The organism is Bacteroides sp. NGMCC 1.200775 (assembly GCF_040798045.1).
Lineage (GTDB): Bacteria > Bacteroidota > Bacteroidia > Bacteroidales > Bacteroidaceae > Bacteroides > Bacteroides hominis.
On record NZ_JASCQK010000003.1, the window covers coordinates 250,544 to 268,811 of the forward strand.

Consider the following 18,268-nt stretch of genomic DNA (forward strand, 5'->3'; position numbering starts at 1 on the left):
GTTGAATAATTATTAAAGTTGTGTCATTCTATCCAATAAATAATAGTCGAGTATGGTCATTGCTGCCATGGCTTCTACAATAGGTACTGCACGTGGCAATACACATGGGTCGTGGCGTCCCCTGGCTTTCAATGTGGTATCGATGCCGTCGATATTAACAGTTTCCTGTTCCATCAGTACCGTGGCTACCGGTTTGAATGCTACCCGGAAGAAGATATCTTGCCCGTTACTGATCCCCCCTTGGATTCCTCCGGAGTGGTTGGTTCGTGTTTCTATCCGCCCATTATTGTTGTAGAACACATCGTTTTGCTCTGATCCTTTTTGTTTGAGTCCTTTGAAACCGTCTCCATACTCAAAAGCCTTTGCAGCATTGATACTCAGCATGGCATTTCCCAATGCGGCATGTAGCTTACCGTATACAGGCTGTCCAAGTCCGATAGGACATCCTTTGATGACACAAGTCAATACGCCTCCAATGGTATCTCCTTCACCCTTGATTTTATAAATCAAATCCTGCATTTCTTTTGCTTTTTCGGGGTCCGGACAACGCACCGGATTGCTTTCAATCAAGTCAAGGTCGTAATCCGTATAATTACCCTCCAATTTAATTGGACCTACCTGTGAAGTATAAGCTGTGATGTGAATTCCCAATTGACGCAATGCGAGTTTTGCCAAAGCACCACCCACTACCCTTGAAATGGTTTCACGTGCAGAAGAACGTCCTCCACCACGGTGATCACGGATTCCATACTTTACAGTGTATGTATAATCGGCATGTGACGGACGATATACTTTTTCCAGGTTATTATAGTCGTTTGAATGTTGGTTCTCGTTCCATACGATAAACCCGATGGGGCATCCTGTAGATTTTCCTTCGAAAATGCCCGAAAGAAATTCTACCTTATCAGCTTCTTTGCGTGCAGTGGTAATGACCGACTGCCCCGGGCGACGGCGGTTCAGTTCTTGCTGAACGAACTCCTCGTCGATAGTGATACCTGCTGGAAATCCATCAATCACTCCTCCGATTCCTTTACCATGAGATTCGCCAAAGCTGGTTAGTCTGAAAATATTGCCAAATGAATTGAACATATTGAATAAGGCTTTAAAGTTTAGTATATGCAAATATAACAATAAATTTCAGGAAAGAGTTGTTCTCTTCGGTTTTCCTTCATAAGGGGAGATTGAATTTCGCTGTAATAGATGCCGGCTTTTGTTTGTCTTCTAATTAGTACAAGAAAGAAGATTAGCAATTATAAAGGAATTTTATAGTTAAAAAGAGAGGTCTCTTGACTACCTTTAATGAATTTTTGCTTATTTTGCGCAACTGATATTGTCAGAAGTCATGCGATATGTATAATAATGATCCCGTTGAGAGTAGTAATGCGAAGTGGCAGTCATTTCTGGAAGGAGATGACAATGCTTATGCATGGCTGTATTCTCAATATGTTCAGCAACTCTATCAATATGGGTGTCGCTTTACTACAGATACAGAGATGGTGAAAGACTGTGTCCAGGATGTTTTTGTGAATATCTACAGACAGAAAGGTAAATACTCTTCTCCTCCTGCCAATATTAAAATCTACTTAATGTCTTCGTTAAGGAATTCTATCTTTAATGTCTTTAATAAAGGGAGTTTACATGACACTTATATCTCTAATATAAATTATGAGTTCGATTTGTCGGTAGAAGAAAAAATTATTGAGACCGAAGATGAAACATCTCAGAAACATACTGTTGCCCATTTGTTGAATACGCTTTCTCCCCGACAGCGTGAAATCATCTATTATCGTTTTTTTGAAGGGCTGGATTACAGTTCTATTTGTGAGCTGATGGGGCTTAATTATCAGTCAGCCTATAATTTACTTCAGCGATCTCTCACCCGATTGCGTGAAATGTATGGTATATTGCCATTTTTCTTTCTATTCTAATTCCTTGTTTTTCAGCTGGTAATAGAAATTCAATAAAAAAATCCGCTTTTCACTGAGTAGATTTCAGAGTTCTGTCTGTCTTTTTATAAAAAGAAGAAAATGGAGCGAAATCACTATATACACTATACCGCAGCTGATTTGTTGGACGACGGACCTTTTCTGGACTCAATGCAGCATCCTACGGAACAAAGTGAAGATTTTTGGGCAAGATTGGAGAAAGAAGACAGCGATTTTGCCAAAGAGTTACATATGGCTCGAAGTTTTTTAAAGATTGTAGCCGTAAGTCCTCAAAAGCAGATGACAGACGATGAAGTGGGAATACTTTGGGAACGAATCAGCTATCAGGTAGCGGTTGAGAAAAAAGCGAGAAGAGGAAAAAAACGATTAATTTTCCTGCGTGTAGCGAGTATTGCTGCCTGTATATCAATGTTGGTCTTGAGCAGTTATTTTGTTTTTTCCCTTATTGCTTTTTATGAAGAAAGTTCATTTTACAGTTTGGCCAGTATCTCCCAACCGGATCATAGCGATGACATACAGTTAGTCTTGTCGAAAGGGCAGAAGGTGGTTATGGATGGGAAAGAAAGTAAATTACACTATAAGAAGGGTGGTAAAATAGCCATCAATTCCGGAACGGCTCAGGCAGATGAAGAAGGGGGCGCAGGTTATAATCAGTTAATAGTTCCTTCCGGAAAACGTTCTTTTATAACATTTTCCGACGGGACACGAATAGCCGTGAATGCTAATACCCGTGTGGTATATCCGACAGAGTTTGCGGCACATAGGCGGGAGATTTATGTGAATGGAGAAGTCTACCTTCAGGTATCTCCTGATAAAACCCGGCCTTTCATCGTAAAGACCAATCGGATGGAAGTAGAGGTGCTGGGCACGAAATTTAATGTGAGTGCTTATGATTCTGCAGAGGAACAATCGGTGGTTTTGGTATCCGGTAAAGTGAAAGTGGATACACATAAGCATCCCGAGAAAGTTCTTAACCCCAATGATATGTTAACTTATGATGACCAAGGGAACGAGTTGCGGATAAATACAGTGGATGTGTCTGAATATATCAGTTGGGTAGAAGGCTATTATTGCTTTGAACGTGAAAAGATTGAAGTAATCATCGAAAAGTTATCTCAATATTATGGAAAACACATCACAGCTGATTCGGGGCTGATCGGGTTAACCTGTAGTGGTAAGCTTGATTTACGGGAAGATTTATGGGATGTTTTGGAAATGTTAAGTAAAACCATACCTGCGAAAGTAGAGATCAGAGAGAACCATTTTTTATTAACCAAGTAATTTCTAATAGTATGAAACAAGGACCTTAAATTTTTTAAGAAAGGGTTGGATAATACCCTCATATCATCCAACCCCTGATTAGATTAAACTACGTAAAAACAAATTTGTTAATCAAATCGTACAAATGTATGAATAATCATGGAATATTTAGTCCCAATAGGACTAAAGTAGGAACTTTATTATCGATAAAAAGTATTTTTTTATTTTTGTTATTCACTTTTGCATTCGAAATAGCTTATGCTTCAAGTGTTTACTCGCAAACCAAAGTCTTTACTATGCAATCTGCCGGAAAAACCGTACTACAGGTTTTTAAGGAGATAGAGAAGAATAGTGAGTTTATCATCTTTTACAGGGATGGTGTTATTGACTTGAACCGGAAAGTCAGTGTAAATGTGGTTAATCAGTCGGTCGAAAAAATATTAGAGCAATTATTGGCACATACCGATAATGGATTTACCATTAAAGACCGTCAGATCATTATTTATAAAAAAGAAACTTCCGAGTCCGCCTCTGCCCCTCAGCAGAAGGCTAAAATCAAAGTTACCGGAGTCGTTACCGATGCAAAAGGAGAGTCAGTCATCGGTGCAAACGTAGTGGTAAAAGGAAATCCTGCTATCGGTGCCATAACCAATATGGAAGGACGTTATGAAGTCATGCTTCCGTCGGATGATGTGATTTTGCTGGTCTCATACCTGGGATATAATACCGAAGAAATCAAAGTGAAAGGACGTCGTAACATCAATGTCGTATTGCACGAAGACTCAAAAGCGCTTGATGAGGTAGTGATAGTCGGTTACGGTAAACAGAAAAAAGAGAGCGTGGTAGTATCTATGAGTTCGATAAAACCCAAAGACATTGTCGTTCCTTCCCGAAGCCTGAATAACAGCCTTGCCGGTCAGGTGGCAGGTCTGATTGCGGTCCAGCGTTCCGGAGAGCCCGGTTATGATAATGCCGAATTCTGGATTCGCGGAGTCAGTACTTTTGCCGGAGGAACTTCTCCGCTTGTACTTGTCGATGGAGTTCCCAGAAATATGAGTGATATTGAACCGGATGAAATAGAAACATTTTCTGTACTGAAAGATGCGGCCGCTACTGCCATTTATGGTGCGGAAGGAGCTAACGGTGTAGTACTGGTGACTACTAAGCGCGGACGGGTTGAGAAGGCTAAAATATCTTTTAAGACAGAACATACGATTTCGTCACCTACTCGTCTTCCGGAATTTGTTGGTTCTGCCGATTATCTGAGCCTGTATAACGAAGCATTGCGCAATGATGGAGAGGGACCTCAATTTTCTGATGAACTGATAGCTCATTACCGTAACAACGATGATCCGGATCTGTACCCTAATACCAATTGGATTGACGAACTTCTTCGTAAGAATACCTTCAGCCACCGTTATACACTCAATGTACGCGGTGGTACGGAAAAGGCCAAGTATTTCGTATCAGGTGCCTATTTTAATGAAAGCGGATTGTTCAAGAACAGACCGAATGGGATTTATGATACCAATATCGGTATTGACAGGTTTAATCTGCGTTCTAATATTGATATGGCTGTATCTTCTACTACTACAGTAGGAGTAGATCTTGCCATGCAATATCTCATTAATAATTATCCGGGAACAGGTACTTCCACCATTTTCCGTTCCATGTTGATCACTCCTCCCTATGCTTTCCCGGCTGTGTACAGTGACGGAACAGTAGCTACTTATGCTCAGGAAAGAGATGCCAATATGCGTAACCCTTATAACTTATTGATGAACTCCGGTTATGCAAAAGAATACAGAACCGGTATCCAGTCAAAAGTAAATGTCAATCAAAAACTCGATTTCATTACCAAAGGTTTGTCTGCCAACCTGAATATAAGTTATGACTATGACAGCGAGATGATTATCCGTCGTGAATATAATCCGACACGATATCATGCTACTGGTCGTGATGAATTGGGACAACTGATTTTCTCTACGGTTGTATCGGGTAACCCGGATATTCAGGATCCCAAAAACAGTGCGACGTCTGCCACCAAGAAAATTTATATCGATGCGTCTGTCAACTACAAACGTACGTTTGGAAAACATGACGTGGGGGCCATGTTGCTGTATATGCAGAAAGAGACACAACAGCACAATGTTCCTCTTCCTTTCCGTAAGCAGGGGTTTGTGGGCCGTGCCACTTATGGCTATGACGGACGCTATTTTGTCGAAGGCAACTTTGGTTATACCGGTTCCGAAGCATTTGCCGAAGGTAATCGTTTCGGCTTTTTCCCGGCAGTCGGTGCCGCTTACTATCTTTCTAACGAATCATTCTATCCGGAAGCGGTAAAAAAGATAGTTAATAAACTAAAGTTGAGAGCATCTGTCGGACGTACGGGTAATGATAAAACGGGACAGGAACGCTTTTTGTATCGTCCTACTTTCACGACCAATGCCGGTGGATTTACACAGGGTATCGGAGATACTGGCGGAACCAACGGAATAGGTAACGGTATTGTTGAAGGACGTTTTGCAGCCCCCTATCTGGCTTGGGAAATTGAAGATAAGCAGAATTATGGTTTTGATCTTGGATTGTTCGATAACCGTATTGATATTATTTTCGATTATTTCCGTTCCGAACGTAGAGATATCTTGCTGCAACGCCGTACTGTTCCCCAGTTGGGCGGACTTCGTCAAGACCCATGGCAGAATTTTGGTAAGGTACGTAATCAGGGTGTGGATATGTCAATGAACCTCAATCAGCAGATAGGTAAACTGAAACTCAGCGCCCGCGGGACATTTACCTTTACGCGCAACAAAATTCTTGAATACGATGAGCTACCTCAGAAGTACGATTATCAAGCAGTTACCGGTACCCGGGTCAGCGAAAATACTCTTTATATTGCCGACCGGCTTTATACCGAGGACGATTTTATAGTCAGTACCAATGCCAACGGATTGAAAACCTATAAACTTCGTTCGGAACTTCCGCGTCCTACTTTGGGAGGATTGGTTGGTCCGGGTGATATCAAATACGTCGATGTAAATGGTGATGGTGTGATTGACTCTTACGACCAGGTAAGAGGAGTAGGGAACCCGAGTACCCCTGAAATTATTTATGGATTTGGCCTTAATGCCGAGTACAAGGGTTTCTATGCAAGTATCTTTTTTCAAGGGGCAGGCAATACATCTGTTCTTCTGGGAGGGGCTACTTCAGAAGGATGGTACCCGTTCTCCTGGGGTGTAGACCAGTCCAATTATCGTACGTTTGCTTTAGACCGTTGGACCGAGAGCAATCCCAGCCAGGATGTCATTATTCCGCGTTTGCATAAAAACAATGCCAATAATGCCAACAACCGGGTGGCAAGCACCTGGTGGCTGCGTGATGGTTCATTCTTACGACTGAAAAACATAGAGTTCGGTTATCAGCTTCCTAAGAAATTTATGGATAAGATTGGTTTTGAGGCTGCCCGTATTTATATTATGGGATATAATCTTGCTGTGTGGGACAAGATTAAGTATTTCGATCCGGAAGCCGGTAATGCCAACGCAGGTTTGAATTATCCTCTGCCACGTACTTTCACACTCGGTTTAGACTTTACATTCTAAAAAGAAAAAACAGATTAATAAATAGAAAGATGAAAAAGCAAAATTCTATATATACTTTGCTGATAGCGCTATTGTGCTTTGTTAGTTCTTGCGACTATCTGGGAGTTTCCGACCAACTTGCGGGAGGTTTGCAGAATACCGAACAGGTATTTGATAACGTATCGTATACAAAAAGATGGTATGCCAATGTTTTTGCCGGCATCCCCGACTATTCGGGAATAAACAGCGTGAATGTGGGAGCTTTCAAGAATCCTTGGACGGGTATGTGTGATGAACTGGTCGTAGGATATGGAAACTCTTCCAAATACAATAATTCGGATAGAAATGCTTCCAACATGGGATTTCATCGTTATGGCGACTGCTACAAATACATCCGTCAGGCCAATATCTTTTTGCAGAAGGCCCATCCGATCGTGACTACAGGTACTCAGGGTGACCAGTTGCTGGAAGACGAGCTGACGCAGATGAAAGCCAATGTACGTTTTATGCGGGCATTTTATCATTATTTGTTGTTTGAACAGTACGGTCCGATCATTTTGGTGAAGGACAAGATATACGATGCAACTGAAGATCAGGACGTACCCCGGAATACGGTGGACGAAGTGGTAGCGTACATTGATTCCGAACTGACAGCAGTTGCTTCAGAATTGACTCAGGAGCCCATTTTTGAAGATAAGGATTATCGTGCCTGGCCGACCAAAGGAGTTGCTCTGGCCGTTCGTGCTAAGTTGTGGCTGTATGCTGCAAGTCCTCTTTTAAACGGAGGATACAGAGAAGCTTTGGCGGTGACGAATCCGGATGGTACCCGCCTGTTTCCCGATTATGATGCCGGTAAGTGGGAGAAAGCTCTTGCTGCTTGCAAAGACTTTATCGATTATGCCGAGGCCGGAAGATATGAATTGTATAAAGAATATAAAGACGACAACGGTGCTGTCATTGATCCGGACAAGTCTGTATATAATCTGTTTCAGAAGTATACACACGAAATTATTTGGGCCACGGCAAATAATGATTGGGGAGGGATGAATGGCGATGCTTTTGATCGTCGTATCGCTCCGCGTTGTGAAAAAAATGGTTTGGGTTCCACCGGAGTTACGCAGGAATTGGTAGATGCTTTTTATATGAAAGACGGGCTTCCCATTTCGGCTACGGCTTATTTGCCGCAATCCACACTTTATCAGGAAGAGGGATACGGGACTTACAAAGATCAGAATGATAACTTCTCCAAGAAGTATACCAACGTGTCTGTCAGCAACCGTTACCTCAATCGTGAACCTCGTTTTTATAACACTGTTTTCTTCAATGGACGTCAATGGCCTGTGAGCTGTAATCAAGTGTTGTTTTACAATGGTGGAAACTCCGGTGTGCAAGAAGGACAGGCCACGCTGACCGGTTATATGCTTTTCAAACGTTTCAACCGTTCAGTCAGTTTGACCAATCCAGGGGTAGCCTCTCAGTTCCGTCCTTCTATTATATTCCGTTTGGCAGATTTTTATTTGATGTATGCCGAGGCAGCCAATGAAGTCAATCCTAACGATGAGAGAGTTTTGAAATACCTCAATCTCGTGCGTGAGCGTGCAGGATTGCCCGGTGTAGAGACCTTGAATCCTGCCATTCGTGGTAATCAGGAATTGCAGCGGGCTGCTATTCAGCGCGAACGTCAGGTGGAACTGGCCACAGAAGGGCAACGTTATTTTGATGTAAGAAGATGGATGATTGCCGATAAAAACGGAGAAGGTCGTCAGAACGGTTATGCACATGGAATGAATGTGCGTGGCGAACCGAATGATATTGACGATTTCAATCGTGTAGTGGAAGCAAGTCAGATTGTATTTAACCGGAAAATGTATTTATATCCGATGCCTGACTCGGAAATGCGGAAGACCAAGAATCTGGTACAGAATCCGGGATGGTGATTTTGAACGAATAAAAAGACTAACTTATGAATAGATTTAATTATATAGCACTGTCAGCTTGCGTTGCACTGTCGGTAAGCAGTTGCGATGACAGTTTTGATGTAAGTTCCAAAGCCGATGGAGTTTTGGCTGTATCTCAGGAAGGATTCAACACACTGCAATCCTATAATGTAGGTGAAAAGTATACGGCAGATTTATGGATACAACAGGGAGGATTGAAATCAACCGCCAGTGTGGTGAGTTTCTCGGTGGACAAAGCTCTGCTCGATTCGATGAATGCAGCTGATGGAACGTCGTACGAACTTCTACCGGCCGATTGTTATCAACTGACAAAAGGGACAGTCGATATTCCGGCAGACGAAAGACTGCTGAAAGGTGAACTTACTTACGATCCGGCTAAGATACAACAGCTTTCCGGATACGATCACTTGAAATATGTGTTGCCTTTGCGTGCCACATCCAACGGGATGTCTTTGGTTCCGGGACGTTCTGCTTTGTTGTTGGGATTTAAGGTCTCAGAACCGATTGTAACCATTATGAATGCCGGAGTCGAAGAAATCAATCTGGTAGACGTAAAAGAGTTGCCTGTACAGATTGGCGTTCCGTTTACCAATAAATGGGAAATAACCTGCCGTTTGGAAAACCGCCAGTCGGTGATAGATGCTTATAACACAGCCAACGGCACTTATTTCAGTATGCTTCCGTCCGATGCTTATGTAGCACCCGAGACCCCGGTTCTTCAGAACGGAGTAAATCAGGTAACAGCAACTTATAAACTGAAGGATGACATTCTGCCGGGAAATTATATGTTGCCCGTACAGATAGCAGAGGTAACTTCTGACGCCACTATACGGGCGGATAAGGATACTTATGCTGCTTATAGCATCATAAAAGAAGGAGATAAACTTTCTAAAACGGACTGGAAAATCGTGTCGTTCACTACCGAGGAACCTTCGGGTGAAGGTAGCAATAACGGACATGCCAAACACCTGATCGACGGAAACGCCGAGACCTTCTGGCATTCTCGCTGGCAAGGAGGTTCCGATCCTCTCCCCTACGAGATAATCATTGATATGAATCACCGCGTTAAGATAGCTCAAGTGGAACTCTTGCCACGTGGGCGGGGAAGTAATAATCCGATTAAAGTGGTACGTTTTGAAGCCAGTGAGGATGGAAACAACTGGGAGTCGATTGGTCAGTTTGGCTTCACCAATCAGGATGCCGCATTGAAATATTATGTAAAATCATCAACGGCACGCTATATCAAACTTGTCATTCCTGATGGGGTAGGCAACGGTACGGTGGCTGCTATCCGTGAGTTGGACGTAAGAGGTACGGTAATCAACTGATATAAATAAGTAATCATGCGAATCAATAGTTGGGAGAATTCATCCAATTATTGATTCGCATTCAAGAGAATAATAGCCTGATAAAGATAAAAAGAATGGGTAAAGATCTTGATGTGATGATATTAATATGCTGTCGGGTTGTTTTTATGCTACCAAAGATGTACCGTTGACGTTCTTTGATTAAGTAATTATTTTACAATACTTTTCTATAAAAATGTTATTGATATGCGGTTCTGTTTGGAAATAAATAAATTCAAAAGTACTTGAGAAAAGTTCCTGTAGAACTTGGAAAGTTTTATGCGCAATACATACAGATGCTACCTTTTAGATTATCGAGTTAACAGTTTTAAAAATACGTAATAAATGGTCCATTTTCGTGGCAAATATAGCAATAACTTTAATAAAACGCTTATTTAAGCATGTCTTTTTTTAAAATATCGTAATTGCAACTCTGAAAATTCTTCTTTATAAGATGGTTTTCTATACTATTTAATATCAATGATTTGATCTTTTCTCTCTCCATTATGTGTTTTTTCTTGTGATATATATCGAAGTATACAGAGGTGGAAAATAGGTATATCTCTTTCTCGTTTTAGACTACATTTTACAAATACTCCTTTTCGTTTACATCATTTACCTTTAAGTTCAGTTGTCTTTCTTCTTTCTTAAGTTCTACAGGAACTCTGATAAAATCAGGCGTTTTGCGTAAATCAATATCAGCATGGTTCAGTATAGATGACGTGTTAACCATATTTATTACGCCTATGAAAACATAAGAAAGACCGGATTTCAAACAGAACTATGCATCGATAGATGGATAGTATCACTTTTTCCTGAAAATTAATTTAAAACCTACACAACAAAAAAGATTTAAGCTTATGAAAAAACCTTTTATGCTAATATCAGTTTTGCCGATGACTGCTCATATTAGTAATGATGCTGATACTGCCGGTGATCGTACCGGGAGGATGCCAGAAGAATATGCGTTTAAGAATAAAGTATTGAGATTGATCTGCTTTATCCTGTTTTTATTGTCTTTCGGGCTGAATTCAGTCTTCGCCCAGGTTCATAATGCCACCGGACTTGTGGTGGATGAGAACGGTCAGCCTTTGATCGGAGTACAGATTAAACTGGAAGGGACTACTACAGGAGTTATTACTGACGTAAATGGTAACTTCTCGATAAGTGCCAAGAAAGGAGATATACTTCTTTTCTCGTATGTGGGCTACGAATCACAACGGATCACCTACAAAGGTGAAAAGATTCTGGCCATAAAGATGCTTCCCAATACCGAATTGCTGGATGAAGTAGTGGTTATTGGTTACGGTAAACAGAAAAAAAACAGTGTCGTAAGTTCTATTAATGCTATCGGACCTAAGGAACTGGCTGTATCGTCCAATAGAAATCTGACTAATACCCTGGCCGGACAAGTGCCGGGTTTGATTGCCGTTCAGCGTTCGGGTGAACCGGGATATGATAATTCCGAGTTCTGGATCAGAGGTGTAAGTTCCTTCAAAGGAGGTACAAATCCGTTAGTTTTGGTCGATGGTGTGCCCCGTAATATGCAGGATATAGAACCCGATGAAATCGAATCGTTTACTCTGCTGAAAGATGCCGCGGCAACTGCTGTGTATGGTGCCGAGGGTGCTAACGGAGTGATCTTGATCACATCTAAACGTGGTAATTCGCAGAAACCCAAAATATCCCTTCGTGCCGAATCTACCTTGCTCACTCCGACTCGCCTGCCTGAATTTATGAATTCGGTAGAGACGCTGGAACTGTATAATGAAGCTTTGAACAATGAAGGAACAGCCAGTATACGTACAGCGGAAGAAATTGCCAAATACGGTCCGGGAGCCGATCGCGACCTTTATCCCGACACCGACTGGTTGAAGGAGATGCTGAGAGAGCATACCTATAATATGCGCTATACCCTCAATGTAAGAGGCGGATCCGAGCGTGCACGTTACTTTGTTTCCGGAGCCTTTTATCAGGAGAACGGTATTTTTAAAGAGGGCAAGAAAAACGAGTATGACAATAACATCGGGCTGAAACGTTATAATTTGCGTAGTAATATCGATTTCGACGCGACGAAAACAACATTGGTGAAAGTAGATATTAGCGGACAATACCTGCAAACCAATTATCCGGGTACAGGCACAAATACAATTTTCAATTCGATGTGTCGCACTCCCTCTTACCTGATGCCTGCTGAATACTCGGACGGAACGATTGCCGGACATCCGCGTCCTTCGGGTAACCGTGTGAATCCATATAACTTATTAGTAAATTCCGGATATGCCAAAGAGTGGAGAACGTCTATCCAGTCGAAACTGGAAGTAAACCAGAAGTTGGACTTTATCACCAAGGGGCTGAATTGGAAAGGTCTGATCAGTTTTGATGCTGATATGAAATATACGGCAAAACGAACCAAGACACCTACTCAGTATCTGGCAACCGGACGTGATGAAAACGGGGCACTGCAATTTAAGAAAGTTGTGGAGGGCAGCGACGTATTGACCGAGAAACTGGAAAACTCTTCGAATAAAAAAATCTATTTCGAAACTTCGTTTAACTACAATCGGACTTTTGCGCAGAAGCATGATGTGACCGCTATGGTTCTTTATATGCAAAAAGAGACCCAATACCACGACAATGCTTTGCCTTACAGAAAGCAGGGGCTTGTGGGACGTGCCACTTACGGTTATGACGGACGTTATTTCGTAGAGGGCAACTTCGGTTATACAGGTTCCGAGACCTTTGCAAAAGGATTTCGTTTCGGCTTTTTTCCGGCAATGGGATTGGCATGGTATGTCAGCAACGAACCTTATTATCCGGAGGCGTTGAAGAAGGTAGTCAACAAGTTGAAATTCAGGTTTTCTATCGGACGTACGGGAAATGATGACACCGGTGGTGACCGTTTCTTGTACCGTGGTACGATGAAACAGAATAATGGAGGGTATAATCTCGGCTTCAGTGATACGGGAGGCATGGGCGGTATCGGTAATGGAATTACCGAGGCCCGGTTTGAGGCTCCCTATCTTTCATGGGAAATTGAGGAAAAGACGAATTACGGTATTGATCTCGGCTTATTCGACAACCGCATCGATTTGCAGGTAGACTATTTCAACAATAAGCGTAAGAGCATTTTATTGCAACGCAACACGGTGTCCAACGTAACCGGTTTCCAACAGATGCCTTGGCAGAACTTTGGTATTGTGAAGAATCATGGAGTAGATGCCAGCCTCACCCTTAACCAAAAAATAGGGCAAGTCAACCTGAGTGCACGCGGAAACTTCACGTTTGCCCGTAATGAAATTATCGAATACGATCAGGTGCCGCAGGTGTATCCCTGGCTGGAAAAGAAAGGTACCCGTCTCAACTCGAACAAGCTCTATATCGCCGACGGTTTGTATACCTATGATGACTTTATCATCAACGGTGAAGGGCTCAACCGCACTTATGAATTAAAACCCGGAGTTGTTTCCGGTCTTTCGAGCGGCGTTCGTCCGGGTGATATCAAGTACAAAGACCTGAACGGTGACGGCAAAATTGACAGCAATGACCAAATGGAAGATGTAGGAAATCCCACTGTTCCCGAAATTGTCTATGGTTTCGGATTTAATGCCGAATGGAAAGGTTTTTATGCCGGTATCTTTTTTCAGGGAGCCGGTAATACGTCAACTGTATTGGGAACCGGAGCTGATGCGACCTTCTTTCCTTTCCAGTGGGGAATCGAAGAATCTGCGGTGCGTTCGGTGGTAGCCGATCGTTGGACAGAACAGAATCCAAGTCAGAATGTGATGTTTCCCCGTATGCATAGTAATAACTTCCAGAACAATACGGCAGCCAGTACGTGGTGGCTGCGTGACGCCGGTTTCCTGAGGCTGAAAAATATCGAATTAGGTTATAATTTCGATAAGAAGTTATTGAAGAAGTTGAATATAGAAGCATTGCGCTTTTATATACAGGGAAACAATCTGTATGTATGGGATCGTATCAAGATGTGGGATCCCGAGCAGGGAAACAACAATGGAGGTTTCCCTTATCCGCTGAACCGTACGTTTACTTTTGGTCTTGACTTTACATTCTAACTTAATTAATAATAGTATATATATGAAAGTTTTTAAGAATTTACCGACCTTTATACTGGCACTTGGATTGAGTGCGACTCTCCTTTCCGGCTGTAAAGATTATCTAAATGTATCAGATGATCTGGCTGCCGAAATGACTATGGAAGAAGTATTTAATAACACAAGTTACGCACGCAGGTTTCATCGCTACATCTATACCGGTATCCCCGATATGTCGAACATCATCATAACGGATGCCTATGCCAGCCTGACCGGTTTGGATAATCCCTGGCCGGCTGTTTCAGACGAATTGAAGTCAGCACAGAACAATGTGAAAACGATTCCAACGATAGGCTATCATGCCGGATCGGCCGATTTGTCACGTTGGAGCCTTTACAAGCAAATCCGGCAGGCAAACGAATTCATCGCATACGCCCATGTCATTCCTCAGAACGGAGATGTAGCCGACTTCATTGATGAAAAAGAACTGGCTCTTCTGAAGAACGAAGCACGTTTTTTACGTGCTTATTATCATTATCTGTTGTTCGAGTTATATGGTCCCATTCCTATTATGACCGAAATAGCCGATCCTTCGGCTGCTGACTTGGATTATTACAGAAATTCGGTAGATGAAGTAGTTGCCTTTATTGATAAAGAACTTAATGAATGCTACGACTTGCTACCGGAGAAAGAACTGAATCTGGACGGTACTATTAACAATGAACGTGCGGCGGCACCGACCAAGGGGGCAGCGTTGGCCATTTTGGCCAAATTGCATGTGTATGCGGCAAGTCCGTTGTTCAATGGTGGTTATCCCGAAGCTGTTGCTTTGAAGGATAATCAGGGCAAACAACTCTTTCCGGCAAAGGATGACACGAAATGGAAAACTGCTCTGGACGCTCTGCAACGCTTTATTGATTATTCAAAAGGGCGCTACTCTTTATACCAGGTGGTGAAGGACGGTGAGATCGATCCGGCAGAATCGCTTTATCAGTTGTTTCAGGTAAGCGTTAACAATTCGGAGGCGGTTTGGCAAAGCAGTAAGAACTCCTGGGGCGGAGTAAACGGTGAAGGCCGTGAACGCAGATGTACTCCGCGTGCTATTTTTAGTGGATTCAGTTGTGTCGGAGTTCTTCAGGAAGCTATTGATGACTTCTTGATGAGTGATGGTAAAAGCATTGATGAATCGGGTTTGTATAAAGAAGAGGGCATCGGTGAAGACGGTATACCCAATATGTATAAGAACCGTGAACCGCGTTTCTACCAGGACATTACTTATTCCGGCAAAATATGGCAAACGACCGATAAGAAGATTTATTTTTATAAAGGAATGCCGGATGACAATTCGAAGGCAGATATGAGTTATTCGGGATATTTACTTTATAAAGGTATGAACCGTGATTTGCTGAATCAAGGCAACAATCCGAAATCCAAGTATCGTGCAAGTATGTTGTTTCGTCTGGCCGATTTTTATTTGTTGTATGCAGAGGCCCTGAATCATGTGAATCCGGGTGATGCGCGTATTATCCAGTATGTGGATAGCATTCGTTATAGAGCCGGTATTCCCTTACTGAAAGACATTAAACCGGAAATTATCGGCAACCGGGAGTTGCAGGAGAAAGCCATACGTCACGAGCGCCGCATTGAATTGTTTGCCGAAGGACAGCGTTATTTTGATGTACGTCGTTGGATGTGTGCCGAAGAAGAAGGGTATAAACAAGGCGGCCCTGTTCATGGTATGGATATGAATGCCACCGATCTTGAGGGATTTATGAAACGCACTGCTTTTGAGACCCGTATTTTTGAGAAGCGTATGTATTTGTACCCCATTCCGTTGGCAGAGATACAAAAGTCGAAGAAATTGGTACAAAACCCCGGCTGGTAAGGAAACACACGTACAATAGGTATCCGATATAAATAGAACCGGGTTGTAGACAGATAGACTTCACATCTGTTTACAGCCCGGTTTCTCGTAATGCGTAATCCCGGTATATCAATTATTCGGTAATTGCATCGTTGCCTGACGAACTTAAGAAGAGAACTTCCATAAGTACCCGTATAAAGTGGTTCCGGTGCCCGAAAGAAATGTTTTTATTCATATCATTTACTTCATCTTGCGCCGAAAGATGTGCATCTTGGCCGTCAAGATATAGATCTTAGCGCCCAAGATGTACATCTTAGCTGCTAAGATGAAGAAGATTTGCTGTTAAGGATAAGTTTATTCCCGTTACTTTACTATTTTATATAGAAGTAAATCACATAAAGTAATTTGTTTTGGGCATTAAAGGAATTATCGGCTTGCAGGTTCATTCGCGGGTTAAAATTGGTACTGAAACGGATTCTTAAAATTTTGAGATTATTATTATTATTTGTTACTTTGCCAGTGTCTTTTTATTAACTAATACTTTAAATGAAGAAAAACGCAATGTATTCGAACCTTGAGTCGGTAGAGCAACTGTTTCGGCAATATTATAAAGTGTTGCGGGTGTATGCGTTTCGCTTTGTGAATGATTGGGATGTTGCAGAAGACATCGTTCAGGATGTTTTTGTTGCTTTATGGAATAAGCGTACAGATATTGAATTCGATGGAGCAGTAAAGGCCTATCTTTTTAAGGCCGTCTATAATAAATCTCTCAACTTTCTCACCAGCAAGAAATATACTGAAGAAGAGTCCATGGAATGTTTTTCAGATCAGATCGATGCGTTGCAGATTCAGGAAGATAATCAGGAGAACTCATTATTCATGAAGGAACTTCGGGGTGAAATCGAAGCTTTTGTCGAAACACTGCCTGTACAGGTAAAGAAGGTATTTATACTAAGCAGAAGCTACGGCCTGAAGGTAAAGGAGATTGCCGTTCAGCTCGATCTGTCACCCAAGACTGTAGAAAAGTATTTGACCCGTGCTCTGTTGGAGTTGCGTACTCATCTTAAAAATAAAGGTTTAATGAGCCTTTTATTCCTACTCTGTCTCTGCTCAAAATAATATTTTAAAAATAAGTATGTTTTGGAGGAGGGGTTTTTAAATTTCACTTGTATTACTTATAGAGGAGCTAAAAATGAAGAATGAAATAGGAGACATAAACGAAGTGATTATACGTTTTCTGGATGGTACGGCTACCTGTGAAGAGAAAGTTTTTCTTTTGAACTGGCTGAAACAATCGGAAAAGAACCGGAACGAGTTTTCCGAAGTTCGTGATTTATGGCTTTTAGGCAATACGCTGGCTACTGATGATGTTGAAACGGAAGTGGCACTCGACCGGTTTAGGTCACGGATACAAATACCGGAATCCGGTTCCCGTAAAAGCAGATTTGTTTTTCCGGAACATTTCAGTCTGTTCCTGCGGGTGGCAGCCGTCTTTCTGATACTGTTTGCTGTCGGTTCTGCTTCTTATTATTGGGGTAGCAGTTCGGTTCCGGGGCAGAAGGAAGTCATGAACCGTTTGCTGACTGCCAATGGAAGTAAAGGCCGTTTTGTATTACCGGATAGTACGGTTGTATGGCTCAATTCAAATAGTTTGTTGGAGTATCCGGAAACGTTCAGTGCATCAGCCCGTGAAGTCAGTTTGTCCGGTGAAGCTTATTTTGAAGTGCGGAGAAATGAGAAACTTCCATTCCGGGTGCAAGCCGGAGAAATGAAAGTGGAAGTGTTGGGCACCCGCTTTATTGTCGACAATTATCAGCGGAAATCCGGAGTCGAGGCAGTATTGGTAGAAGGTAGTGTGAAGATTGCCGGTTGCAAGATGAACCATTCGGTGGTACTGACTCCGGGGCAGTTGATAAATTATGATAAGAAGAGTGAGCGGACCAAGGTACAGATGGTCAATACGGATGATTATATCAGTTGGATTCAAAATGAACTGACTTTTGATAATGATAAGTTGGCCGATATTATCATTAATTTGAATAAATGGTATGGGGTGGATATTGAATGTCCGTCAGAGTTTGCTGAAAAAGTATTTATGTCGTTCTCTGTCAGGAATGGAGAGAATCTGGATGAAATTCTGAAAGCGATGACTTTGGTTGCTCCAATAAGATATTACTGGGAGAATGGTATCTTACATATTCTTCCCAGAAAGCGATAGGCAACACAAGTATTAACCTTAAAAATTGAATGAAAATATG

Annotated in this window: 10 protein-coding genes; 9 read left to right on the top strand and 1 reads right to left on the bottom strand. The window is 42.1% G+C overall.

Going from position 1 to position 18,268, the window contains the following annotated elements:
- Nucleotides 1-12 precede the first annotated feature (12 nt).
- Complete coding sequence (aroC, locus tag QK890_RS10270; RefSeq protein WP_005808404.1) at nt 13-1,089, bottom strand: chorismate synthase; 1,077 nt, start codon at nt 1,087-1,089, stop codon at nt 13-15.
- Between the two features lie 260 nt (nt 1,090-1,349).
- Here aroC and QK890_RS10275 point away from each other — a divergent pair, with 260 nt between their 5' ends.
- From QK890_RS10275 to QK890_RS10315, 9 genes are all read left to right on the top strand, one after another.
- Nucleotides 1,350-1,928: an RNA polymerase sigma factor gene (locus QK890_RS10275; protein ID WP_005781354.1), complete on the top strand. Its 579-nt coding sequence runs from the start codon at nt 1,350-1,352 to the stop codon at nt 1,926-1,928.
- 99 nt (nt 1,929-2,027) lie between these two features.
- Entirely contained in the window at nt 2,028-3,227 is a 1,200-nt protein-coding gene (locus tag QK890_RS10280) for a FecR family protein (RefSeq protein ID WP_005808401.1), read from the top strand.
- A gap of 128 nt (nt 3,228-3,355) precedes the next feature.
- Nucleotides 3,356-6,808, top strand: a complete 3,453-nt coding sequence (locus QK890_RS10285; protein WP_032531998.1) for a TonB-dependent receptor — start codon at nt 3,356-3,358, stop codon at nt 6,806-6,808.
- A 29-nt stretch (nt 6,809-6,837) separates the two neighbouring features.
- Nucleotides 6,838-8,724, top strand: a complete 1,887-nt coding sequence (locus QK890_RS10290) for a RagB/SusD family nutrient uptake outer membrane protein (protein ID WP_367627324.1) — start codon at nt 6,838-6,840, stop codon at nt 8,722-8,724.
- 26 nt (nt 8,725-8,750) lie between these two features.
- On the top strand, nt 8,751-10,073 hold the full coding sequence (locus tag QK890_RS10295) for a DUF1735 domain-containing protein (protein ID WP_032539733.1): 1,323 nt from the start codon (nt 8,751-8,753) through the stop codon (nt 10,071-10,073).
- 878 nt (nt 10,074-10,951) lie between these two features.
- Nucleotides 10,952-14,167, top strand: a complete 3,216-nt coding sequence (locus QK890_RS10300) for a TonB-dependent receptor (protein ID WP_220576009.1) — start codon at nt 10,952-10,954, stop codon at nt 14,165-14,167.
- Nucleotides 14,168-14,189: 22 nt separating this feature from the next.
- The gene (locus QK890_RS10305; protein WP_367627325.1) at nt 14,190-16,031 is read left to right on the top strand and encodes a RagB/SusD family nutrient uptake outer membrane protein; all 1,842 of its coding nucleotides are present in this window, start codon (nt 14,190-14,192) and stop codon (nt 16,029-16,031) included.
- Between the two features lie 525 nt (nt 16,032-16,556).
- A complete protein-coding gene (locus QK890_RS10310) occupies nt 16,557-17,129 on the top strand; it encodes an RNA polymerase sigma-70 factor (RefSeq protein ID WP_022011710.1) in 573 nt (190 codons plus the stop codon).
- Nucleotides 17,130-17,202: 73 nt separating this feature from the next.
- Entirely contained in the window at nt 17,203-18,228 is a 1,026-nt protein-coding gene (locus QK890_RS10315) for a FecR family protein (protein ID WP_005821685.1), read from the top strand.
- Nucleotides 18,229-18,268 lie beyond the last annotated feature (40 nt).